Genomic DNA, 22,793 nt, shown 5'->3' with positions numbered 1-22,793 from the left:
TGGCATCAGCGGAAGTGGCAGGCATTGCGGTGGTCCGACCGGTCTGGGCCGGTGAGCGCGGGCCGCTCGCCGAGGCAGCGGGCGCGCCGGTCGGGATCGAGCGTCACGTGCAGCGGGCACCGCGACACGAAAGCACATCCGGGGACGGGATCGGTGGGGCTCGGCAGGTCGCCGCGCAGGACCACCCGCTCGCGGCGGCGCTCGACCTCGGGGTCGGGCACCGGAACCGCTGACAGGAGTGCCTGGGTGTACGGGTGCCGGGGGTCTTCGAACAGGTCGTCGACGGACCCGATCTCGACGATCCGGCCCAGGTACATCACGGCGACGCGGTCCGAGATGTGCCGCACGACGGCCAGGTCGTGCGCGACGAACAGGTAGGCGAGCCCGAGCCGCGCCTTCAGCTCGTTCAGGAGGTTGATCACACCGGCCTGGATGGAGACGTCCAGGGCCGAGACGGGTTCGTCGAGCACGACGAGCGCCGGGTTGGTGGCGAGCGCGCGAGCGATGCCGATGCGCTGGCGCTGGCCGCCGGAGAACGCGGCCGGGAAGCGGTCGCTGTGGTCCGGGTCGAGCCCGACGAGCGTCATGAGCTCGTCGATGCGCGCGTCGATCGACGCGCGGTCCGAGCCGTTGATCGCGGTCAGCGGCTCGGCGAGGATGTCGGCGACGGTCATGCGGGGGTCGAGGGCGCCCATCGGGTCCTGGAACACCATCTGCAGCTTGCGGCGCAGCTCGCGATCCTCGCCGCGGCCGCCGATCCCGGCCACGTCGACCCCTGCGACGCGGATGCTCCCGCTCTCCGGCCGCCGCAGCTTCATGATCTCGAGCAGGGTGGTGGTCTTCCCGCACCCCGACTCCCCGACGAGCCCGAGCGTCTCGCCCTCGCGGATGTCGAGGTCCACCTCGGCCACCGCCCGCACCGCGCCGACCGTGCGCTTCAGGACGGTGCCCTTGCGGAGCGGGAAGGTCTTGCCGACCCCGGACAGCTCGAGCACGTTCGCCCGCTGCTCCCGCGGAACGGCGGCCAAGGGGGCGGGCGCGGGAGCTCCGACCGGGTAGACGGCGGCACCGTCGATCCGCCCGTCCTCGATCTCGCCGGCGCGGATGCACGCCGCGCCGTGCCCGTCGCCGCCCACGTCCAGGAGCAGCGGCTCGGTCTCGGCGCACGCGGGGACCGCCACCGGGCAGCGCGGCCGGAACGGGCAACCGGCCGGGAGGCCGATCATCGACGGTGGGCTCCCGGCGATCGGCACCAGCGGTCCGCCGCCCGCGACGTCGACCCGGGGCACGGCGCCGAGCAGGCCGATCGTGTACGGCATGCGCGGCTCGGCGAACAGCTCGACCGCCGGCGCGGTCTCCACCGGCCGGCCCGCGTACATTACCACCACGTCGTCGGCCGTGCCCGCGACCACGCCCAGGTCGTGCGTCACGAGGATCAGCGCGGCGCCCGTCTCGGCCTGCGCGAGCGCGAGGACGTCGAGGATCTGGGCCTGCACGGTGACGTCGAGGGCGGTGGTGGGCTCGTCCGCGATGATCAGGCGGGGGTCGTTGGCGATGGCGATCGCGATCACGACCCGCTGGCGCATGCCGCCGGAGAACTCGTGCGGGAACGAGCGCGCCCGCTCCGCGGCCCGGGGGATGCCGACGAGGTCGAGCAGCTCCACGGCCCGCTTCCAGGCGGCGTCGCGGCCGATGTCCTGGTGGATCTGCAGTGCCTCGACGATCTGGCTGCCCACGCTGAAGATCGGCGTCAGCGAGGACATCGGGTCCTGGAAGACCATGCCGATGTCGCGGCCGCGGATCGCCGACATCTCGTCGTCGGCGAGGCCGAGCAGCTCACGGCCGCCCAGCGTCACCGAGCCCGACACGGCGGCGTACTCCGGCAGCAGCCCCATGACGGCCAGCGACGTGACCGACTTCCCGGACCCCGACTCGCCCACGATGCCGAGCGTCCGCCCGGGGTGCAGGTCGACGTCGACGCCGCGGACGGCCTCCACCAGCCCCGCCTCCGACGGGAACGACACCCGCAGGTCGCGGATCGACAGGACCGGCGCGGTCACGCCCGGCCCCCCGACCGCGAGGTCGGGTCGAGCGCGTCGCGCAGCCCGTCCCCGATCAGCGCCATCGAGACGGTGAGGAGCGTGACGAGCGCCGCCGGCGCGTAGAACAGCCACGGCGCGCTGGTGACGGTGGTGGCGCCGTCGCTGAGCATGGTCCCGAGCGACACGTCGGGCAGCTGCACCCCGAACCCGATGAACGACAGGGCGGTCTCGCCCTGCACCGTCGCGACCACGCCGATCGTGAACGTGATGATCAGCAACGACCCGATGTTCGGGATCAGGTGGCGGAACACGATCCGGAACGGGCCGACGCCCATGAACCGCGCCGCCAGCACGTACTCGCGCTCCCGCAGCGACGTGGCGAGCGACCAGACGACCCGGGCGTTGTACATCCAGCCGAAGACGGTCAGCACGACGATCAGCGCGCGCCAGTCGCCACCCGCCCGCTGGGAGACCAGCGCGAGGATCAGGAACGAGGGCACCACCAGCAGGAAGTGCACGATCCCGAGCACGACCTGCTCGACCCGCCCGCCGAAGTACGCCGCGGTGCAGCCGACGACCGCCGAGATCACCGTGGTCAGCAGCGACACCGTGAGCGCGATGACCAGCGATCGTTGCAGGCCGTGCACCGCCTGCGCGTAGGTGTCGTTGCCTGCGGCGTTCGTCCCGAAGATGTGCTCGGGCGACGGGGCCTCCGCGAGGCTGGTGAAGTCGACGTCGCTGTAGGTGTAGCTGGTGAGCAGGCCGCCCACCATCGCGAACAGCGCCAGCAGGGCGAGGATCACCAGCCCGGCCACGGCGCCCTTGTTGCGCAGGAAGCGGCGCAGGTAGAGGCGGCGCCTGCTCAGGCGCCTGCCCCGGCGCGCGGCGGGCTCCTCCTCCGGCAGCACCACGTCCTGGACGACCGGTTCCAGCCCGGGGATGTTCGCGGTCATGAGCCGGTCACCCGCACTCTCGGGTCGAGCGCCACCACGGTGATGTCGGCCAGGATCGCGCCGATCGCCGTCATCAGCGCGCCGAACGCGGCGACGGCGACCGCGCCGTGGATGTCGTTCTTGCTGATCGTCGCGGTGAAGTACTGGCCCATGCCCTGCCAGGCGAAGATCGTCTCGGTGATCACGGCCCCGGTGAACAGCGCGGGCACCGCGAACGCGATCGACGTGGCGACCGGGATCAACGAGGTCCGCAGCCCGTGCCGGCGGATCGCCGCCCGGCGGGTGAGCCCCTTCGCCCGCGCCATCCGCACGTAGTCGGAGTTGATGGTGTCGAGCAGCAGCGAGCGCTGCAGCAGGTGGTAGCCGGCGTAGCTGATCACGGTCAGCGAGATCGTCGGCAGCACGAGGTGCTGGATCCGGTCCACGACGAGCGGCCAGAACCCCGTGACGGTCGGGGACTGCGCGCCAGCGACGTAGAGCAGGGTCGTGCCGAGCGACTGGTTCAGCGAGATCGCGAGCAGCACGACGACGAGCGCCGCCACGACGGTCGGGATGTTCAGCGTGATCACCGACAGCGCCTGCAGGAACCGGTCGGCGGACCGGTACTGGCGCGCGGCCGTGTACACGCCCAGCGAGATGCCGATCACGGTGGACAGGATCAGCGAGCAGAGGACGAGCTGCGCGCTGACGCCGATGCGGAACGCGATCTGCTCGTTGACGCTCTCGCCGACGGGGGAGGACCCCCAGTCCCAGTGCAGGACGATGCCGGTGAACCAGTGCCACCACCGCTCGAGCAGCGGTGTCTCGGGGCTCAGGTTGTACTGCGCGAGCGAGCGATCGATCTGCTCCGGGCTCCGCGGCGGCCGCAGCTGCAGGTAGTTGGCGCGCGGGTCCAGGAACGCGTTCGCGAGGAAGTACGTCAGGTTGGTGGCGATGACGATCATCGCCAGCCAGCCGATCGTCTTCCTCAGCAGGTAACGCGACACGTGGACCGGGCTCGCTCTCTCCCGTGCGGCAGACCGGGCTGCACGACGCGGTGGCCCCACCGCACGTCGTCGCCCGTACCGGATGTTCGCGGGAGCGTAATCCCGCCGATCGCGCGATACCACGGGAGGGCTCTCGGGTGTCTGCGTGCGAGGTGGCGCAGCCGTGGCGATCCGCGGCCCCGGATGGCACGGTGGCCCGCATGCCGGCCCCGCGAGCACCCGCCGTGAACGCCACCGCCGCCGCGCTGCTCGGCCTTCTGCACGAGGGCCCGATGTCGGGAGGGCAGCTCGTCGCGGCGGCCGGGGAGCGGTTCGGCGCCTTCTTCTCCGTCACCCGCAGCCAGGTCTACCGCGAGCTGCCGGCGCTCGCCGCGGCCGGGCTGCTCGAGCGGGGCGAGCAGGGGCCGCGGGCGTCGCAGAAGTACGTGCTCACGGCCCAGGGCAAGCGGGCGTTCCGGGCGTGGCTCGCCGCCGGCCGGGGCGCCGACAGCCTGCGCAGCCCGCTGGTGCTGCGCCTGCTGCACGCCCGCACGCTCGGCCAGAAGCAGCGGGCCGAGCTCGTACGCGCCAGCCGGGAGGCCTACACCGAGCGGCTCGCGGTCGCCCGTGCGGCGGCACGCGGTGAGCGCGACCCGTACCGCAAGGCAGCGGCCGACTTCGCGGTTGCCCACGTCCGCGCCGTGCTGAAGCTCCTCGACGCCATACCCGAATAGTCGGTCGGGGTAGCGCGTAACCTGGAGCGTTGTGAACCCCGACGTCGCTGCGGACCTCAAGGACCTCTCCGCCACCCTGGAGAACATCGAGGCGGTCACCGACCTGCCCGCGCTGCGCGCCGAGATCGCCGACCTCTCCGACCAGGCCGGGCAGCCCGACCTCTGGGACAACACGGAGGAGGCCCAGCGCGTCACGAGCCGCCTCGCCCACGCCCAGGGCGAGCTGCGCCGCCTCGACGACCTGCGGCGCCGCCTCGAGGACCTGCCGGTGCTCTACGAGCTGGCCGAGGACGAGGGTGACCAGTCCGCCGTCGCCGACGCCGACGCCGAGCGGGCCAAGCTGCGCGAGGAGATCGCCTCGCTCGAGGTGCGCACCCTGCTGTCCGGCGAGTACGACCCGCGCGAGGCGCTGGTGACGATCCGCTCCGAGGCGGGCGGGGTGGACGCCGCCGACTTCGCCGAGATGCTCATGCGGATGTACCTGCGCTGGGCCGAGCGGCACGACTACTCGGTCGACGTCCTCGACACCTCCTACGCAGAGGAGGCGGGGATCAGGTCCGCCACGTTCCAGGTGCACGCGCCGTTCGCCTACGGCACCCTCTCCGTCGAGCAGGGCACCCACCGGCTCGTGCGCATCTCGCCGTTCGACAACCAGGGCCGGCGGCAGACGTCGTTCGCGGGCGTCGAGGTCCTGCCGGTCACCGAGACCACCGACCACGTCGACATCCCGGAGAACGAGATCCGGATCGACGTGTTCCGCTCGTCGGGCCCCGGCGGGCAGAGCGTCAACACCACCGACTCCGCCGTGCGGATCACCCACCTGCCCACCGGCATCGTGGTGTCCTGCCAGAACGAGAAGTCGCAGATCCAGAACCGGGCCGCCGCCATGCGCGTGCTGCAGTCGCGTCTGCTGGAGCGCCGCCGCAAGGAGGAGAAGGCGGCGATGAACGAGCTCAAGGACGCCGGCTCGTCCTGGGGCAACCAGATGCGCTCCTACGTGCTGCACCCGTACCAGATGGTCAAGGACCTGCGCACCGAGCACGAGGTCGGCAACCCGTCGGCCGTGCTCGACGGCGACATCGACGGCTTCATCGAGGCCGGCATCCGCTGGCGCCGCAGCCAGGCCACCGCCGACGCCTAGGCCGCCTGGGCGGGTCGGTTCCCGGGGTGGGACCGACCCACGAGTAACCTTCCGCGTCGTGATCCGCCTGGAACGCGTCACCAAGCTGTACAAGACCTCGACGCGCCCGGCTCTCGACCGGGTGTCGATGTCGGTGGAGAAGGGCGAGTTCGTCTTCCTCATCGGCCCGTCCGGCTCGGGCAAGTCGACGTTCCTGAGACTGTTGCTGCGCGAGGACGTGCCCACGAAGGGCGACATCTTCGTGTCCGACATGAACGTCGCGAAGATCCCGCGGCGCCGCGTACCCAAGCTGCGCCAGCGCATCGGGTGCGTGTTCCAGGACTTCCGGCTGCTGCCGAACAAGACCGTCGGCGAGAACGTCGCCTTCGCGCTCGAGGTGATCGGCAAGTCGCGCAACACCGTGAGCAAGGTCGTGCCCGAGGTGCTGGACCTCGTCGGGCTCACCGGCAAGGCCGACCGCATGCCGCACGAGCTGTCCGGCGGTGAGCAGCAGCGCGTCGCGATCGCGCGTGCGTTCGTCAACCGGCCGCAGGTGCTGCTCGCCGACGAGCCCACGGGGAACCTCGACCCGGACACCAGCCAGGACATCATGCTGCTGCTGGAACGGATCAACCGGACGGGCACCACCGTGCTCATGGCCACCCACGACCACTCGATCGTCGACTCGATGCGCCGCCGCGTCGTCGAGCTCGACCTCGGCACCGTCGTCCGCGACGACGCGCGCGGCGTCTACGGCGTGGGGCGGTAGCGGATGCGCGCCGATTTCGTCGCCCGCGAGGTCTTCACCGGCCTGCGCCGCAACGTCACGATGACGATCGCGATGGTGCTCACCACCGCGATCTCGCTCGGCCTCGTCGGTACCGGGCTGCTCGCCGTGCGCACGATCGACCGCACCGAGCAGCTCTACAGCGACCGCTTCGAGGTGCAGGTCACCCTCACCGCGGACGTCTCGACCTCCGACCTCGACTGCAGCCAGTCGATCTGCAGCGAGCTGCGCGACACCCTCGAGCGCTCGCCGCAGGTGGAGTCGGTGCGGTTCCAGAGCCAGCAGGAGGCCTACGAGCACTTCCAGGAGCTCTTCGCCGGGCAGGCCCTCGCCGAGGTCGCCCGCCCGCAGTCCCTGCCCGCCACGCTGCGGGTGCGGCTGGCCGACCAGTCGGGCGGCGCCGACGCCGTCCGCCAGGCGATGACGGGCCAGGTCGGCGTGCGCAACGTGATCGACCAGCGCGAGGTGGTCGCCAAGCTGTTCGACATGATCGGCAGCTTCCGCGACGTGACGTTCGCGCTCGCGGTCGTGCAGGCGATCGCGGCGCTGCTGCTGATCTCCAACACGGTGCAGGTCTCGGCGTTCACCCGCCGCACCGAGGTCGGCGTGATGCGCCTCGTCGGCGCAACCCGCTGGTACACCCAGCTGCCGTTCCTCATCGAGGCGGTGGTCACGGGCGTGGTCGGCGCCCTGATCGCCGTCGCCGGGCTGGTGGCCGGGAAGTTCCTGTTCGTCGACGAGCTGCTCTCCGGCATCGTCGCCAACGGCGTGGTGCCGCCCGTCGAGCTCGCCGACATCATCTGGGTCGCCCCGATCCTCGTGATGATCGGCGGCGGGATCGCGGCGGTCACCGGCTACGTGACGCTGCGGATGTACGTGCGGCTGTAACCCCGAGGCCTTGATCCGTCCATCCGCGTAGGCTGGACCGGTGAAGGAGACGGGGCGCAAGGTGATCGCGCAGAACCGCAGGGCGCGTCACGACTACACCATCCTCGACACCTACGAGGCCGGCGTCGCGCTGATGGGCACCGAGGTGAAGAGCCTGCGGATGGGCCGCGCCTCCCTCGTCGACTCCTTCGCCACGATCGACGACGGCGAGGTGTGGCTGCGCGGCCTGCACATCCCCGAGTACACCCAGGGCAGCTGGACCAACCACGAGCCGCGGCGCACCCGCAAGCTCCTGCTGCACCGCGGGGAGATCGAGCGGCTGATCGGCAAGATCCGCGAGGGCGGGCTCACGCTCGTGCCGATGTCGCTGTACTTCAACGACGGCAAGGTCAAGCTCGAGCTGGCGCTCGCCCGGGGCAAGCGCGACTACGACAAGCGCGCCGACCTCGCGAAGCGCGACGCCGACCGGGAGATCCAACGGGCCTACGGGCGCGCGGTCAAGGGGCGGGCCCGGGAGCTGCGGTGACGGTTCCGGTCGCACCGGAGTCGGACGACGACGTCCCGCGGTTCCTCGCCGACCTCGGCGTGCCCGGCATCGTCGACGTCCACGTGCACTTCCTGCCGGAGCGCATGCTGAGCAAGGTCTGGGCGTACTTCGACAACGCGTCGACCCACTACGGCACCCCGTGGCCGATCCAGTACCGCACCTCCGAGCCGGAGCGCGTCGCCACGCTGCGCGAGCTCGGGGTGCGGACGTACGCGCCGCTCGTGTACCCGCACAAGCCGGGCATGGCGCGCTGGCTCACCGAGTGGGTCACGCAGTTCGCCTCCGCGAACCCGGACGCCGTTCCCACCGCCACCCTGTACCCCGAGCCGGACGTCGCCGACTACCTCGGCGCCGCCGTCGAGGCGGGCGCCCGGGTCGTGAAGGTGCACGTCCAGGTCGGTGCGTTCGACCCGCGCGACCCGTTGCTGCGCCCGGCATGGGGGCTCCTCGCCGACGCCGGCCTGCCCGTCGTCGTGCACTGCGGGCACGGGCCGATCCCGGGCACCCACACCGGGCTCGACGTCTTCGGCGAGGTCCTCGCCGAGCACCCCCGGCTGCGCGCCGTGCTCGCGCACGCCGGGATGCCCGACTTCGCCGCGGCGCTCGATCTCGTGCACCGCTACGAGGGCGTGCACATCGACACCACGATGGTCGGCACGGCCTTCAGCGGCCGGTTCGCGCCGCTGCCCGCCGACTGGCCCGCCCGGCTCGCCGACGTCGCCGATCGGGTGGTCTTCGGGTCGGACTTCCCCAACATCCCCTACCCGTACGCCGAGCAGGTGCGGGCCGTCGCGGACTGGGCGGCAGCCGAGCCGCGCCTCGGCGCTCCGTTCCTCCGCTCGGTGCTCCACACGGCCCCTGCGCGCTTGCTGGGCCTCTGACCAGCCCGGTTGTCGATCCCGTACAGCGGGTACACCCCGAGATGGGCGTGGCAGCGACAATCGTCGTCGTGTTGGGGGTGCTGGTCGTGATCGCGGTGGTCGCGATCCTCACCGGCCAGGGCAGGCGGTACCGGCGCGAGCAGGAGCGCATCGAAGCCGCGATCTCCGACCAGCCCGCCCACACTGACGACCAGCCGTTGGCGACGGATCAGCCCGGCGGCGGATGGCACGGGCCGAGTTGCAGCGGAGGGTTCCCCGCGGTCACCCCGGCATCATCCGACCCGGTGGTCCCGATGCAGCGCACCGGCGACCACGACCGGCACGAGCCGGGCGGTGGCCGCGCCGGCCGGCTCCTGCGGCGACGCGGCTCGCCGGAACCGGGATGAAGTACCGGCCTCCGGGCGTTACACTCCAACGACGCCCGACAGCCGGGCGTAGAAGGGGGTGAACGGTCTCGACTCCGGATGCGGATCGAGGGGAAGCGTGCCGAGGAAGGCGACGATGATCTCGTTAACCACCCGTCGCAAAAAAATAAGTGCCGCTAATACGCGCACTGTCCCGGCTCAGGCCGAGTTCGCACTCGCCGCCTGATCCAGTGAGGGACTGTCGGTCCGGGTGCGTTCCCGACCCGGGGTCCGGCATCAGCTAGGGGACTCACCCGTTCGTCCGGTCGCGGGGCGGACGGGGACAACAAACAGCGACTGGGATCGTCACACCGGCTCGTCCGCGTGACCGGTGGATCCGAGTAGAGGCACAGCGGACTGCGCACGGAGAAGCCCTCGCGAAGCAACGGAGGACCCGGGTTCGATTCCCGGCACCTCCACCCGAAGGCGTGCCCGCCGACTCGGCGGGCACGCCTTCGTATTTTCCGGTCATCGTCATCCCCGTCGGGGCAGGGCTCAGTGGAGGACCGTGAGCAGGCCCTCGACGCCGCGGTTGAACGCGGCGCGGACGCTGTCGACGCCGTCGAGATGGGCGCCGGTCATGGCGCCGTCGCGCATCATGACGAAGTGCCGCGCCGCGTGCTGCGGATCGGGGCGCCGCGGTGAGGTCCCGAAGACCTGCGTGAACAGCTTGGCGAGCGTGGTCGTGTACCAGGCCCGGTGATCGAGGACCACCCGGCGCACCGGGTCGTCGGGGTCGGGGTACTCGGCGGCGGCCTTGAGGAAGGCGCACCCGCGGAACTCCGGTTCGGCCAGGCTGTCCGCGACGGCGGTGCCGACCGCACGCAGCGCGTCGGCCGGTGACGACGCGGTCTCGATGGCCGCTCGTACCTCGGCGCGGGTGTGCGCGTCGACGCCGCGCAGGTAGGCCAGTACGAGGTCTTCCTTCGAGGGGAAGTGCCGGTAGAACGTCGCCCGCGTGGCCGGGGCCTCGGCGAGGATCCGTTCGACCCCGACAGCCCGGATCCCCTCGCGGTAGAACAGCCGGCTGGCCGTGGACAACAGCCGTTCCCGGGCCTCGGATCGCCCGTGCCCTCCCGAGCTGCTCTTCGGGCCGTCGGGCGCGGAGCGGGTCGGTGTCGCCACGCACCAACCGTAGCAGAAAGAACGATCGGTCTTGCACCTGTCGACCACGTGTGCAAGGCTCGGGCTGCTGGCAGAGAGAACGGTCTTTCTACTGGAGGACGAACGCTCCCCGCCGGCAGGCCCCGGGTTCTTCGGAAGGGAACTGCCATGACCACGACCGCTACCGCTGTCGCCGCCACCGCCGCGGCGACGCTTCGTCGGCTCTACTTCGTTCGTTTCGGGTTCGCCCTGGTCTGGGCCGTCGCGCTCTTCGCGACCGCGTCGAGCATCGGGCCGGTGAGCGCGGCCCTGCTCGTGATCTACCCCCTGTTCGACGTGGGCGCCGCGATCGTCGACGCCCGTTCCTCCCGAGCGAGCCGGCCCGCCACGGGCCTCTACGTCAACATCGCGATCAGTGTGATCGCCGCCGTCGGACTGGTCTTCGCGGTGACCGCCGGCACCGCGGCGGTCCTGCAGGTGTGGGGGGTCTGGGCCGTCCTCGCCGGGCTCGTCCAGCTCGTCGTGGCTCTGCGGCGGCGCACCCTCGGGGGCCAGTGGGCGATGATCGCCAGCGGCTCCATCTCCGTCGTCGCCGGGATCTCGTTCTTCCTGCAGGCCTCGCTGCCCCACGCCTCGCTGGGCAGCCTGGCCGGCTACGCGCTGCTCGGCGGCATCTTCTTCCTCGTCTCGGCGCTGCGCCTCGGCCGGAGCGCGTCCCGGGGGAACTGACGCGACCGCGATCGGGCGCGGCTTGTGCCGCAGGTCACAGCAAGCCGTGTCGAGACGCAGCGCGCGGTTCCGTCCCCGTGGTGTTCACCGCAACCACACCGTCGACCGACGAGGAGACCGATCATGCCGAGCGCTGCCGATCGACCGGGCCCCACGCGAAAGCTCGTGGTCCAGCAGTGGGTCACCGTTGACAACGTCGCTGCGGAGGAGGACGGCGGGCTCAGCTTCGTGTCCGGAGAGCCCTTCTCCGAGAACACCCCCGAGGCGTTCAAGGCGAGCGTGATGGGGCTCATCGACTCGGTCGACACGATGATCCTCGGCGCGAACACCTACGCCATGTCCAAGGACTACTGGCCGCACGCCGAGGAGCAGGGCGAGTACGGCGAGAAGCTCAACAACCTCGCCAAGTTTGTCGCCTCGTCGAAGCTGGACGACGCCCCCTGGGGCGACTTCCCCGCCGCGACGGTGACGCGCGACCCGGCCGCCACCGTCCGGGAGCTCAAGCAGCGGAGCGGCAAGGACATCTGGCTGTGGGGGAGCCTGACGCTCATGCGCTCCCTGCTGGCCGCAGGCCTCATCGACGAGGTCCGGATGCTGGTGTGCCCGGCGTCACGCGGCAAGGGGACGCGCATCTTCGAGGATCGGCAAGACCTGCAACTGCTCGAGGCCACCGCGTTCGAGAACGGCCTGGCGCTCCTGCGCTACGAGATCAAGAAGTAGTCGAGGTCCGTCCGGGGTCTCGGAACGATCAGCTGGACGTCGACACCACTCGTTCCAGGCTCGCCAGTGCGTCGTCGAGCCACTGCCGCACGTCGGCGGCGGGGGCGCCGCCGTGCGTCTCCGGCTGGTCGCCGAGGAACGACAGGTGCAGGTGCACGGTCGAGCGGGAACCCTCGGCGTGCTCCACCTGCAGCCAGCCCGCGTACTCGGGCGCGTGCGCCCACTCCACCCGCAGCTGCTCAGGTCGCACCTGCACCGTTCCCTGGGAGTCGACCCCGCGCTCCGGGACGTCGGCGTGCACCTGCCCGTCGCCGGTCGGGCGCACGTCGACCGGGTCGGGCAGCCACTCCGGCAGCCGGTCCAGATCCGAGACCACCGCGAACACCTGCTCCGCCGTGGCCGGGACAACGCGTTCCGCCTCGAACTCCGCCATACCGGGCGGATACCCGGCCGTCCGCCCGATCACCCGTCACACCCCCGGGCGTAGGGTTCACGGACGTGGTCGAGGTCGGACGGTCGGGGCTCGACCGGGACGTGCGGGAGCGGATGCCCCGCGAGATCTGGGTTCTCGTCGGCACCTCGTTCCTCATCGCCATCGGCTACGGGATCGTGGCGCCGACGCTGCCGGTGTTCGTCAGGTCGTTCGACGTCGGCATCACGGCCGCGTCCCTCGTCATCAGCGTGTTCGCGCTCGTCCGGCTGCTGTTCGCGCCCGTGAGCGGGCGGATCGTGGGGCGCATCGGCGAGGTGCCGACGTTCACGATCGGCCTGTCGATCGTCGCCCTGAGCACCGGCGCATGCGCCTTCGCGGGGAGCTACTGGCAGCTGCTCGTGCTGCGCGGGCTCGGTGGGATCGGCTCCACGATGTTCACCGTCTCGGCGCTGTCGCTGCTCATTCGCCTCGCGCCGCCGCACATGCGGGGGCGGGCGTCCGGGATGTGGGCCACCGGCTTCCTCCTCGGCAACGTCATCGGCCCACTCGTCGGCGGCGGCCTGGGCGCCGTGAGCCTGCGCGCACCGTTCCTCGTCTACTCGGCGGTGCTCGTGGTCGTCGTGTGCGTCGCGCTGCTCCTGCTGCGCGGCCGGGACGGGACGGGCGCAGAGCTGGCCGCGACCGCCGAGCCCCCCGCCCGGTTCCGCGCCGCCCTCGCCCACCCGGCCTACCGCGCGGCGCTCGCCGCCAGCTTCGCCAACGGGTGGGTCGTGTTCGGCGTCCGCGTCGCGCTGGTGCCGCTGTTCGTGGTCGAGGCGTTGGGGCAGGCCGAGGCGTGGGGCGGCATCGCGCTCGCCGTGTTCGCCGTCGGCAACGCGGCCACGCTCGTGCTCTCGGGCCGGCTGGCCGACCGGCGTGGCCGGCGCCCACCGGTGCTGGCCGGGCTCGCCGTCACGGCGGCCGCCACCGGTGTGCTCGGGTTCCTCACCGACCCGACCCTGTTCCTCGCGACCAGCCTGGTGGCGGGGATGGGCAGCGGGCTGGTGAACCCGCCCATGAACGCGGCCGTCGCCGATGTGATCGGTTCCCGTGCCCGGGGCGGCACGGTGCTCGCGGGGTTCCAGATGGTGGCGGACCTCGGCGCCATCGTCGGCCCCGTCGTGGCCGGTGCGCTCGCCGAGGTCGCCGGGTTCTGGGCCGCGTTCGCCGTGTCGGGGGCGATGGCGCTCGTCGCGCTCGGGTTCTGGCTCCGCGCTCCCGAGACCCTCCCGTCGGCGCCGGGCCCGAGGGCCGCGGAGGAGTCGCTGGCCGAGTGCTCTGAGACCGAGTGCCCATCGCGGCGCCGACCTATCCCGTGACCCCCACGCCGATCAGCAGGCCGACGATGAAGGTCGCCCCTGCGGCGAGCGCGCCGAACGCGAGCTGCCGCAGCCCGCTGAGCAACCAGCTGCGCGTTGTGAACCGCGACGTGAGCGCGCCGACCGTGAACAACCCGACCGCACCGACGAGCAGGGCCACCGGCAACGACGAGGACCCGAGCAGGAAGGAGACCAGCGGGATCACCCCGCCGACGGCGAAGCACACGAACGACGAGACGGCGGCGACCCACGGCGACGGCTGCTCGTCCACGTCGACGCCCAGCTCCTGGGAGACGTGCACCTTGAGGGCGAGATCCGGGTTGGCGTGCACCTCGCGGGCCATCGCCTCCGCCGTCGAGCGGGTGAGGCCCATCCCCTCGTACATCTGGGCGAGCTCGGCCTCCTCGGCCTGCGGGTGGATGCGGATCTCCTCGCGCTCGACCGCCACCTCGTTCGCGACCGCGTCGTTCTGCGTGTCGACCGAAGCGAACTCGCCCAACGCCATCGAGAACGCACCGGCGACGAGCCCGGCCATACCGGTCAGGATGATGGTGTGCCGGTCGGCGCCACCGCCGCCGACGCCCGCGACGAGCGCGATGTTCGTGACCAGCCCGTCCATCGCGCCGAACACAGCGGCCCGCAACCAGCCGCCGGAGACGTCGGCGTGATGGTGCTCGTGCCCGGCGAGGGCTGCCGGATCAGGGACGCCGTTCATCGCCCAAGCCTAGATTCCGCGGCGTCCGTTACTTTCCGTAGATGGGGCACCACCCTCTGCGCTCGGCTGCGTCGCTACGCTGATCTCGTGGACCGCGCCCGCTCGCTCGACGTCGTCGGGACGCTGGCCCGGATCGGCCTCGCCGCCGTGTGGCTGGTGTCCGGCGTGCTCAAGGCCGCCGACCCGGACCAGACGTACATCGCGGTGCGCGCCTACGACGTGCTGCCCGACACCGGTGTGGAGGTCGTGGCGGCGCTGTTGCCGTGGGTCGAGCTGGCGCTCGGCGTGCTGCTGCTGGCCGGTGTCGGCACGCGCCTGGTCGCCGCCCTGTCCGCCGGCCTGCTGCTCGTGTTCGTGATCGGGGTCGGCCAGGCGTGGGCGCGTGGCCTGTCGATCGACTGCGGTTGCTTCGGTGGCGGTGGTGCGGTGGAACCCGGCGAGACGACATACGTCCAGGAGTTGGTGCGCGACATCGGCTTCCTGCTGATGGCCGGCTGGCTGGTCGTCCGTCCGCGCACTGTGCTGGCACTCGACGACCGGCTCGGAACCAGGAGGATGGGCTGAAATGGGCGGAGCCTCTCGCAACGAGAAGCGGCGCAAGCAGGAGGAGGCGGAGCGACGCCTCGCCGCCGCGGGCATCCGGGTCCCGCAGAAGCGCAACCGGACCCCGATGATCGTGGTCGCCGTGGTGATCGTGGTCGCCGTTGTGGTCGGCGGTGCCCTGCTGGTGGCCCGCGCCCTCGGCGGCGACGTCGAGCCGACCTACACCGCCAAGGCGGACGGGGCCGTCGTCACCGCGGGCACCGGCCCCGTGGTGATCGACCTCTACGAGGACTACATCTGCCCGAGCTGCGAGCGGTTCGAGGCCCGCTACGGCAGCGAGGTCACGACCGCGCTGAACGAGGGCAAGATCAGCCTCCGGATCCACACGATCGCCATCCTGGACGAGCAGAGCAACCCCGCCGGCTACTCCACCCGCGCCGGGAACGCCGCGCTCTGCGCCGTTTCCGCCGGGATCTTCCCGCGCTACCACGAGAAGCTGTTCGACGAGCAGCCCGCCGAGGGCAGCGCAGGCCTGAGCGACGACCAGCTGATCGCGTTCGGCACGGAACTGGGAGCCCAGGGCGACTTCGCCGCCTGCGTGCAGGGCAACACCCACGTGGACGCGGTGGCGGCCGAGACGGAGAAGGCCACCTCCGACACCGCACTGCAGACCAACGGCCGCTTCGGCACCCCCACCGTCGCGATCGGCGGCAAGAAGATCGATCTCAACGACACGAGCTGGCTGCAGAAGGCGATCGAGGGCCAGCCCTGACCGCCGGGGTACGGCGACCCGGTGCACGAGGCCTCCGGGGCATCGTGTAACTTCGTCGGGGCAAGGGGCTGTGGCGCAGCTGGTAGCGCACTTGACTGGCAGTCAAGGGGTCAGGGGTTCGAATCCCCTCAGCTCCACTCTTGCACCCGGAGCCCCGCCACCTGAGTCCGTACAGGTCAGGCGGGGTTTCTGCTTCTGGTGTCGTCTTGTGATGGCCGTTCGTGTGGTTGCTGCGCGATCTTCGCGAGCGTCGAGCGGGCCATGGGCAACCTTCAATTCGCGATCGGGTGCACCAACACCAGCGGCGGGGTGGCCGGTTCCGCGATCCGAACCCCTGTGAACCGCTCGACCGCGAGCAGGCCGATCAGCTTCGAGTCATCCGTGGACCGTGCGATGTCCTCGACGATCGCGGCGAGAGCGGGGTGCTCCAGTGTCTCGGAGCCGAGCAGGTAGTCCCCGCCGTCCAAGATCTCACCGTTCTCGGCGAACATCACCGACTCGTCACCCATCGCGTTCCAGAAGTAGCTGGCCGCCCGCCCGCGCGCCGACGCGGCCCGTATCGCCCCCTCGGCGGATCCGGTGAACCCCCTGTCCTCCACCAGCACGACGGCGCCGGGCAGTTCCAGTACCGACACACCCCCAACGTCGTCGCTGCTCTCCAGCCGTGGGACGGCGGGCGCAGCCGGGTCGGCCCCGAACGCGCGCAGCGCCTCGTCGACCGAGCAGCCCACCGCCACCGTCACGCACGCGGCGTCCAGGCTGCACCTCGTGCGCAACGCTCGTTCGAGCCTGCGCCACTCGACGTTCTCCTCCGCAGGGGCGCGCCCGACCGGCGACGAGAGCACTGCGCTCCGGGTGGCCGCGTCGAGCAGCGGCCGCGTCCACAGGTACAGCGGCAGCTGCCGCGGGAGCACCGACGAGGGCACCTCGTACTCATGCCAGCAGCCCAGGTACCGCTCCAACGCCCAGGCCGCCTTGGCACGGTCACCCTCCTCCAGGAACTGCCCGATGAGCCACAACCAGCTCGCGTACGCGTCTCCCGGATCGACGCCCGCCGCGAGCATGCCCGCAGCGATCTCCGGGCCTTCCTGGCAGTTGATGAGCAGGCCCCACAGTTGTTCGGCCTGCCCGTTGGTCCACGCCTGCGGCCCGGCCCGGAAATCGTCGTAGAAGCTCTGGCTCATCGGCTTGTTCCGCACGTACGGGGGCATGTGGGTGCGCCACCGCACCGGCGCGCCGTCCTCGGGCACCTCGTAGCTCAGGGTGCGCACCATCGCGTCGTGCACGACGCGGTCGGCGCGACCGGCAGCAGCCCGCTCCGCCAGCTCGATGAGCCGCGGACGCGCCGGGACTCCGTGGTGAACCTGGGCACCGACGATGACGTCGACCAGCGGGCTCCACAGCCGCACCAGCTTCCACCGCGGGTCGTCGCAGGCCGCGGCGAGCACCTCCTCGGCGATGTCCGCGGCGAGCGGAATGGTCAGGTCGTCCCAGACGAGGATGTCCGTCACGGCCACCGCCGCCGCCATGCGCGCCGGCACCGACCGCGCGGACCGGACGTAGGTCGACAGCTCCGGCAACACCCCGACGAACTCGCCGCGACGCGCACGGCGCGCGAGCGCCACCACCTCGTCGTACTCGTCGTCGAACGATTCGCCCATCGAGCACCCCTCTCCAGACGCCCGGACCCCTGCCGGAGCTGCCAGGCTCAAACTCCCACCCCGCGCCGGGAGGGGTCCCCGCAGCGCAACATGATCGTTTCGAGGCTGGACGGCCCGGTGCCCGAACGCGATCGGGGAAGCGGTCGGCCGTCGTGTGGCAGGGTGTGTCCGTGACGCACGGGTCGGAGACCGACGCCGAGGGATCCGCGGCGTCTGTTGGGCGCGTGCACCGCGCGGCTCGTTTCGAGGACGCCGTGTACGAGAGGGTCGAGCCCCGGCTGCGGCAGCGCGGCTGGCGGGACACCATCGTCCCGTACACCGGCTACGGGACACCGTCGTGGGTGCGGGTCTTCGGGCGGTTGCTGTTGAGTCGTCCCGAGCGAGCGTTGGGACGCACCCGGGCCATTCGGGGCTGGCGCAGCTTCGCGACGCTCCCCGTCACCGACGAGCCCGTGATCGTCGAGGTCGGTGACCGGCAACACCAGGTGCGGACCGATCGCGGTGGCTACATCGATGCCGTGGTGGAGGCGGAACTCGAGCCGGGCTGGCGCAGCCTCCGGTTGCACCGGGCGGGCGCCGAGACGGTCGAGGCGCCGGTGTGCGTCGTGGACCCGAACGTCCGCTTCGCCGTCGTGTCCGACATCGACGACACCGTCATGGTCACGACACTGCCACGGCCCCTGCTCGCAGCGTGGAACACCTTCGTCCTCGACGAGTACGCGCGCTCGCCCGTCCCCGGTATGGCCGTGCTGTACGAGCGGCTGATGACGGCGCACCCCGACGCGCCGGTGTTCTACCTGTCGACCGGGGCGTGGAACGTCGCGCCGACGCTGACCCGGTTCCTGTCGCGCAACCTGTACCCCCCAGGTCCGCTGCTGCTCACCGACTGGGGTCCGACGACCGATCGCTGGTTCCGCAGCGGGCAGGCCCACAAGCGCGCCACGCTCGCTCGGCTCGCCGGGGAGTTCCCCCACATCCGGTGGTTGCTCGTCGGTGACGACGGGCAGCACGACCCGGAGATCTACGGCGACTTCGCCGCGTCGCACCCGGACAACGTCGCCGCCGTGGCGATCCGCCAGTTGTCGCCGACCCAGTCGGTGCTCGCCGGCGGCCTGCCGGTGCCCGCCGACGGCCCCGCCCGAGCGGACGGGCAGCGGCGGTCGTGGATGTACGCGCCCGACGGCGCCGGTCTGGCCCGCCAGCTGGGCGAGCACGGACTGTTGTAGGCCATGCGGCGGTAGCGGACGTTGTCGTCGCGGGCCTCGTTCCGCCGCGGCTCCACCCGTGAGAACCGCCCGGTCACCTGCGCGAACAACCCGTCCGACCCGCCGACCCACGCCGCAAGATCGTCTCTCTCACCACGAGATTGAGAGACCGGAGACGGCCATGATCACGAACTGCGGCTGGAGTAGTAGGGGGGCGGTTTTCGGGCCCATCACTCGATCGGGTTGACTGGCCACGTTCAGCTGAGGGGTTGTAACGGTATGTAGCGTTGGCAACGTCCTCACGTCGTCGTACTCAACGGAGGGGTTGAGGATGCCGGGGACGCGGACGGTGAGCCCGTCGGCGTGGAAGGCGGGCGACCCCCGATGCGGGAGGCGTGCACGACCTGGCCGCCCGCGACGCACGCGCCGCGGCCCTGTTCAGCGCCGGCAACCTGAAGGAAGCCGCGGACATGTTCGAGGACGCGTTGCGCGGCTGCCGAGCGATGCTCGCGCCCGACCACCACGACACGCTGAGCGTCGCCGGCGATCTCGGGGCCGCCCGCGTGTCGTCGGGGCGGCGGGAGGGCATCCGGCTGATCGCCGTGAGCCGCTCAGCGCATGCGGGTGCTGGGACCCGCGCACCCGGACACGCTCACCTCCCGGACGGGAATGGTGCGCTCCCAGGCCGCCGCAGGCGACCTCGAGGCGGCCACCGTCCTGCTCGGCGCGGCCATGCAGGACGCCGATCCGCTCCCCCCGGCACCCGCACCGGACCGCCCTCGTCGAGTGTGGCGAGGCCATCGGAATGACCCTCCTCGAGGGGTGGCTCCCCTGCCCCTCCGACTCCCCCGAGACCAGACGAACCGAGGCAACAGCATGTCGAGCCCTTCTACCTATCTGACGAGAGATCGCGAAACCGCCCGCGCCGACGAGGCGCTCCTGCTGCGGCTGGGGTACTCGCAGGTGCTCTACCGCAAGATGGGCGGGTTCTCCAACTTCGCCATCTCGTTCACGATCATCTCCATCTTCACGGGATACCTGCCCTCCTACTACATCGGCTTCCACAACGGCGGCCCGGCCATCATCATGTGGGGCAGCCTGATCGTCGGCCCCGTCTCGGTGCTCGTCGCGATGGCGATGGCCGAGATCGCCTCCTCGATGCCCACGGCGGGCGCGCTGTACTTCTGGGCCTCCAAGCTGGGCGGGCCCGCGTGGGGCTGGTTCACCGGCTGGTTCAACCTGGTGGGTCTGATCGCGGTCTGTGCGGCCGTCCAGTACGCCTCGGCGACCTTCGCGACGGCGCTGCTGAACCTGTGGTTCCCGAGCCTCGTCGGCACCGACAACGTCACGATCTTCATCGTCATGTCGGTGATCGCGGCTGTGCAGCTGAGCCTCAACCTCCTCAACGTCAACGTGCTGGCTCAGCTCAACGTGCTGTCGACGTGGTGGCACATGGCCGGCGTCGGGCTGGTCGTCGTCGTCATGGTGATCGTTCCCACTGAGCACCAGTCGGTCGCGTTCGTGTTCGGCGAGGTGATCAACAACTCCGGGTTCTCCGACTCGGCCATCTGGTACGTGTTCGGCATCGGGCTGCTGATGCCCGTGTACTCCCTCGTCGGCTACGACGCCTCGGCGCACATGAGCGAGGAGACCCGCTCGGCGTCCCGCTCCACGGCACTGGGCATGGTGTGGGCCGTTGTCGCGTCGGTGGTGTTCGGGTTCGTCCTGCTGTTGGCGGTGACGTTCGCGGTGCCGGACGTGCAGGGCACCCTCGACGCGGGTGGCCAGGCCGTGGTCTACATCTGGGCCGAGGCCACCAACGACGCTTGGGCGGAGTTCATGCTGCTCATCACCGTGGGCGCGCAGCTCTTCTGCGGCACGGCGTGTGTCACCTCAGGGTCGCGGATGCTGTTCGCGTTCTCCCGCGACCATGCGGTGCCCGGGTCACGGCTGTGGCGGCGGGTCGGAGCGAACCGGGTTCCGGTGAACTCGGTGATCGCGATCGTCGTCGCCGCGTGGGCGCTGATGATCCCCACGCTCGCCAACGGCGTGGTCGGTTACGCGGTCGGCACCTCGATCGCCGTGATCGGCCTCTCCATCGCGTTCGCGCTGCCGATCATCCTGCGGATCAGGGCGGGCGAGAAGTTCGAGCCGGGCGTCTGGAGCCTCGGCAAGCACTACAAGTGGATCTCCCGGATCGCGGTCGCCTGGATCGCGTTCATCTGCGTGCTGTTCCTCCTGCCGATCTCGCCCAACGGCATCCCGGGCGCTGAGGAGTTCGCCTTCGAGTCGGTGAACTACGCCCCCCTGACGGTGGGCGGCGCGCTCCTCCTGTTCGGCGGCTGGTACTTCTTGTCCGCCCGCAAGTGGTTCACCGGCCCGGTCCGCGAGGAAACCGCGGATGCGGAGCTCGCGGCCATCCAGCGCGCGGCCTCGCAGTCGCAGGCGTATCAGCAGCACCAGCAGCAGCAGGCGTATCAGCAGCAGCAGCACCAGCAGCAGCAGTCCGGGCACCCGTTCTGACCAGTGCTGGTGCTCCCGCACGCCACGTTGGGTGGCGCACCGTGGTCGGCCGACGCATCCCGTCCCACAGAAGGGTGTACAAGCCGAAGTCGTTCCGCGATGCTGTCTTGTAACGGACAGTAGTGAGGTGTGTCGGGGGCGCCTCCAGCGATGCGCACTCGCCCATCGGACGCCGACCCATCGTTTCTCGACGCCGTGCGCCTCGTCGCGCGCCGGGTCGCCTGTAGAGGAGTCGCCATGGCAGAAAACGAGAAGGTGCAGCAGTTGCGTCGGGAGTACCGCAACCGGCAGGTGCGGTGGGGTTTCATCTGGGCCATCTGGTGCGCGGTTCTGTGGGGCGCCTGGTACGTGCCGGGCACGGTCATCTACTCGGAGGTCCCGTTCGTGGATCTCGCCGGATCGACCGGCGACTACCTGCTGGCGGCCATGGTGATCACGACGCTGAACGCGGTGGCGGTGCTGCTGGCGATGTACCTGTGGGTGGCGGTGCTGGGCAAGACCGGCGAGTACGTCCGGACGATGCGGCGGACCCGCATCTCGCGCTGGTACGCCCCGGCCGGGCTCGCCGGCATGCTGGCGATCTTCGGCTCGATCCTCGCGATCGCCTACGTGGGTGCCGCGTTCGCCGCGGTCGCCGCCCTGCTGTACCCGATCATCGGCGCCCTGCTGGCCAGGCTCTGGTACCACGAGCGCATCACCCGCCAGGCGGCCGTGGGCATCATCGTGATCGTCGCCGGAGGAGTGATCATCTTCGCTCCCGGGATCGTCGGGGAGCTCGCCGGCGCCGGCACGGGCGGCATGCTCGGCTACGTGGGTGGCGCGCTGGCGTTCATCGGCTGGGGCGTCGAGGGCGCCATCGCGGGGCGCGCGCTGGACGTCAGCGACCCCGACGTCGGTCTCACGCTGCGGTTCACCGCCGAGGTGGCGCTGTGGGTGCTCGTCGTCGTGCCCATCACGTGGGTGCTCGCGGGCAACCGGCTGTGGGAGGTCATCGGGGCGACGCTGGCCAACCCCAACAACCTGTTGCTGCTCGTCCTGCTCGGGCTGACGTTCGGCTTCTGCTACGTGGCCTGGTACAAGTCCTTCCCGCTCATCGGCGTCGGCCGTGGCCAGGCGATCGCAGCGCTGTACGGGCCGCTCGCGCTGGTGTGGCTGTACCTGTTCACCCTCGAGGCGCCGGGCGTCCAGTTCGTCGTCGGCGGACTGATCGCCGTGATCGGCAGCTTCGTGCTGTTCACCGAGAAGCGCGACGTGCTGGAGGTCGTCCGGGCGGTCCCGGGTGCCCAGGTCGGCGCTGCGACCAACCCCTGAGCGCAGCTCGCGGACCGAACATCGATGCTGAGGAGGGACCCGCCATGCACATGAAGGGCCACATGCTGCAGCTGCTCGCCGAGCGCGGGCCGATGTGGGACTACGACATCGCCGACGACGTCATGCGGGTCTACGACGTGTCCGGCGACTACTGGTTCGGCACCGTGCGGCTGACGCTCACCGACCTGTTCTCCAGCGGTCTGCTCGATGAGATCGAGACGGCCGTGGATCCGGAGAAGTCGCGCGGCGAGGAGAAGCTGCTGTTCAAGTTCGGCCTCAACGACTTCGGGCGTACCCGCATGCGGCAGTCGGGACTGATGGGAGAGAGCGCATGAGCACGTTCTTCGCGTATCCGGCGGGACCGGTGCTGATGGTGATCCTGATGATCGGGCTCCCGC

Annotated in this window: 24 protein-coding genes, 1 tRNA gene and 1 other RNA gene; 19 read left to right on the top strand and 7 right to left on the bottom strand. The window is 71.0% G+C overall.

Annotated elements, in window-relative coordinates:
• Window positions 1-5: 5 nt before the first annotated feature.
• Genes FB388_RS28540 through FB388_RS28530 form a run of 3 tightly spaced genes read right to left on the bottom strand, consistent with a single transcriptional unit; the run spans window position 6 to window position 3,981 of the window.
• Window positions 6-2,060 (bottom strand): ABC transporter ATP-binding protein, encoded by a 2,055-nt coding sequence (locus FB388_RS28540; protein ID WP_170225866.1) that lies wholly within the window; start codon window positions 2,058-2,060, stop codon window positions 6-8.
• A complete protein-coding gene (locus FB388_RS28535) occupies window positions 2,057-2,995 on the bottom strand; it encodes an ABC transporter permease (RefSeq protein ID WP_142105207.1) in 939 nt (312 codons plus the stop codon). Before FB388_RS28535 ends, FB388_RS28540 begins: the two co-directional genes overlap by 4 nt.
• Entirely contained in the window at window positions 2,992-3,981 is a 990-nt protein-coding gene (locus FB388_RS28530; RefSeq protein ID WP_142105206.1) for an ABC transporter permease, read from the bottom strand. The genes FB388_RS28535 and FB388_RS28530 overlap by 4 nt, the downstream gene beginning before the upstream one ends.
• A gap of 200 nt (window positions 3,982-4,181) precedes the next feature.
• Between FB388_RS28530 and FB388_RS28525 the strand changes: the two genes are divergently transcribed.
• The 8 genes from FB388_RS28525 (at window position 4,182) to ssrA (ending at window position 9,743) form a co-directional block, all read left to right on the top strand.
• On the top strand, window positions 4,182-4,694 hold the full coding sequence (locus tag FB388_RS28525) for a helix-turn-helix transcriptional regulator (RefSeq protein ID WP_142105205.1): 513 nt from the start codon (window positions 4,182-4,184) through the stop codon (window positions 4,692-4,694).
• A gap of 31 nt (window positions 4,695-4,725) precedes the next feature.
• On the top strand, window positions 4,726-5,835 hold the full coding sequence (gene prfB, locus FB388_RS28520; protein ID WP_142105204.1) for a peptide chain release factor 2: 1,110 nt from the start codon (window positions 4,726-4,728) through the stop codon (window positions 5,833-5,835).
• 58 nt (window positions 5,836-5,893) lie between these two features.
• Window positions 5,894-6,583 (top strand): cell division ATP-binding protein FtsE, encoded by a 690-nt coding sequence (gene ftsE / locus FB388_RS28515; protein ID WP_142105203.1) that lies wholly within the window; start codon window positions 5,894-5,896, stop codon window positions 6,581-6,583.
• Window positions 6,584-6,586: 3 nt separating this feature from the next.
• On the top strand, window positions 6,587-7,489 hold the full coding sequence (gene ftsX / locus FB388_RS28510) for a permease-like cell division protein FtsX (RefSeq protein WP_142105202.1): 903 nt from the start codon (window positions 6,587-6,589) through the stop codon (window positions 7,487-7,489).
• Between the two features lie 40 nt (window positions 7,490-7,529).
• Window positions 7,530-8,015 carry an SsrA-binding protein SmpB gene (gene smpB, locus FB388_RS28505; RefSeq protein WP_142105201.1) on the top strand — a complete coding sequence of 162 codons (486 nt, stop codon included), beginning with the start codon at window positions 7,530-7,532 and terminating at the stop codon, window positions 8,013-8,015.
• Window positions 8,012-8,917 carry an amidohydrolase family protein gene (locus FB388_RS28500; RefSeq protein ID WP_142105200.1) on the top strand — a complete coding sequence of 302 codons (906 nt, stop codon included), beginning with the start codon at window positions 8,012-8,014 and terminating at the stop codon, window positions 8,915-8,917. The genes smpB and FB388_RS28500 overlap by 4 nt, the downstream gene beginning before the upstream one ends.
• A 47-nt stretch (window positions 8,918-8,964) precedes the next feature.
• Window positions 8,965-9,303, top strand: a complete 339-nt coding sequence (locus tag FB388_RS28495; RefSeq protein WP_142105199.1) for a hypothetical protein — start codon at window positions 8,965-8,967, stop codon at window positions 9,301-9,303.
• Window positions 9,304-9,357: 54 nt separating this feature from the next.
• Window positions 9,358-9,743: a transfer-messenger RNA gene (gene ssrA / locus FB388_RS28490) on the top strand.
• A 73-nt stretch (window positions 9,744-9,816) separates the two neighbouring features.
• Here ssrA and FB388_RS28485 read toward each other — a convergent pair.
• Window positions 9,817-10,446, bottom strand: a complete 630-nt coding sequence (locus tag FB388_RS28485) for a TetR/AcrR family transcriptional regulator (RefSeq protein WP_142105198.1) — start codon at window positions 10,444-10,446, stop codon at window positions 9,817-9,819.
• Window positions 10,447-10,593: 147 nt separating this feature from the next.
• On the opposite strand from FB388_RS28485, the gene FB388_RS28480 reads away from it, so the two are divergent.
• Together FB388_RS28480 and FB388_RS28475 are read left to right on the top strand one after the other, a co-directional pair.
• Window positions 10,594-11,154, top strand: coding sequence for a DUF308 domain-containing protein (locus FB388_RS28480; RefSeq protein WP_142105197.1), 561 nt, complete (start codon window positions 10,594-10,596; stop codon window positions 11,152-11,154).
• Between the two features lie 123 nt (window positions 11,155-11,277).
• Window positions 11,278-11,874, top strand: a complete 597-nt coding sequence (locus FB388_RS28475) for a dihydrofolate reductase family protein (protein ID WP_142105196.1) — start codon at window positions 11,278-11,280, stop codon at window positions 11,872-11,874.
• A 28-nt stretch (window positions 11,875-11,902) separates the two neighbouring features.
• On the opposite strand, the gene FB388_RS28470 is transcribed toward FB388_RS28475, so the two are convergent.
• The gene (locus FB388_RS28470; RefSeq protein ID WP_142105195.1) at window positions 11,903-12,307 is read right to left on the bottom strand and encodes an SRPBCC family protein; all 405 of its coding nucleotides are present in this window, start codon (window positions 12,305-12,307) and stop codon (window positions 11,903-11,905) included.
• Between the two features lie 65 nt (window positions 12,308-12,372).
• Between FB388_RS28470 and FB388_RS28465 the strand changes: the two genes are divergently transcribed.
• On the top strand, window positions 12,373-13,665 hold the full coding sequence (locus FB388_RS28465) for an MFS transporter (protein WP_246122472.1): 1,293 nt from the start codon (window positions 12,373-12,375) through the stop codon (window positions 13,663-13,665).
• On the opposite strand, the gene FB388_RS28460 is transcribed toward FB388_RS28465, so the two are convergent.
• Entirely contained in the window at window positions 13,655-14,380 is a 726-nt protein-coding gene (locus FB388_RS28460) for a VIT1/CCC1 transporter family protein (protein ID WP_142105194.1), read from the bottom strand. The genes FB388_RS28465 and FB388_RS28460 overlap by 11 nt on opposite strands.
• A gap of 87 nt (window positions 14,381-14,467) precedes the next feature.
• Between FB388_RS28460 and FB388_RS28455 the strand changes: the two genes are divergently transcribed.
• The 3 genes from FB388_RS28455 (at window position 14,468) to FB388_RS28445 (ending at window position 15,832) form a co-directional block, all read left to right on the top strand.
• A complete protein-coding gene (locus FB388_RS28455; protein ID WP_246122470.1) occupies window positions 14,468-14,944 on the top strand; it encodes a MauE/DoxX family redox-associated membrane protein in 477 nt (158 codons plus the stop codon).
• Between the two features lies 1 nt (window position 14,945).
• Window positions 14,946-15,695 (top strand): DsbA family protein, encoded by a 750-nt coding sequence (locus tag FB388_RS28450; RefSeq protein ID WP_142105193.1) that lies wholly within the window; start codon window positions 14,946-14,948, stop codon window positions 15,693-15,695.
• A gap of 64 nt (window positions 15,696-15,759) precedes the next feature.
• Window positions 15,760-15,832: transfer RNA gene (locus FB388_RS28445), tRNA-Ala, on the top strand.
• Window positions 15,833-15,967: 135 nt separating this feature from the next.
• Here FB388_RS28445 and FB388_RS28440 read toward each other — a convergent pair.
• Window positions 15,968-17,356, bottom strand: a complete 1,389-nt coding sequence (locus tag FB388_RS28440; RefSeq protein WP_142105192.1) for a hypothetical protein — start codon at window positions 17,354-17,356, stop codon at window positions 15,968-15,970.
• Window positions 17,357-17,526: 170 nt separating this feature from the next.
• Between FB388_RS28440 and FB388_RS28435 the strand changes: the two genes are divergently transcribed.
• From FB388_RS28435 to FB388_RS28420, 5 genes are all read left to right on the top strand, one after another.
• Window positions 17,527-18,582 (top strand): App1 family protein phosphatidate phosphatase, encoded by a 1,056-nt coding sequence (locus FB388_RS28435; RefSeq protein ID WP_211362252.1) that lies wholly within the window; start codon window positions 17,527-17,529, stop codon window positions 18,580-18,582.
• A gap of 374 nt (window positions 18,583-18,956) precedes the next feature.
• Window positions 18,957-19,370 (top strand): tetratricopeptide repeat protein, encoded by a 414-nt coding sequence (locus tag FB388_RS41260; RefSeq protein WP_425468576.1) that lies wholly within the window; start codon window positions 18,957-18,959, stop codon window positions 19,368-19,370.
• Between the two features lie 67 nt (window positions 19,371-19,437).
• On the top strand, window positions 19,438-21,084 hold the full coding sequence (locus FB388_RS28430) for an amino acid permease (protein ID WP_142105190.1): 1,647 nt from the start codon (window positions 19,438-19,440) through the stop codon (window positions 21,082-21,084).
• 237 nt (window positions 21,085-21,321) lie between these two features.
• The gene (locus tag FB388_RS28425; protein ID WP_142105189.1) at window positions 21,322-22,395 is read left to right on the top strand and encodes an EamA family transporter; all 1,074 of its coding nucleotides are present in this window, start codon (window positions 21,322-21,324) and stop codon (window positions 22,393-22,395) included.
• A 44-nt stretch (window positions 22,396-22,439) separates the two neighbouring features.
• The gene (locus tag FB388_RS28420; protein WP_142105188.1) at window positions 22,440-22,730 is read left to right on the top strand and encodes a hypothetical protein; all 291 of its coding nucleotides are present in this window, start codon (window positions 22,440-22,442) and stop codon (window positions 22,728-22,730) included.
• The last annotated feature ends 63 nt before the right edge of the window (window positions 22,731-22,793 follow it).

This window comes from Pseudonocardia cypriaca (genome assembly GCF_006717045.1).
Lineage (GTDB): Bacteria > Actinomycetota > Actinomycetes > Mycobacteriales > Pseudonocardiaceae > Pseudonocardia > Pseudonocardia cypriaca.
Note: the sequence above shows the minus strand (reverse complement) of the source record. Positions and strands in the feature narration are given on the sequence as shown.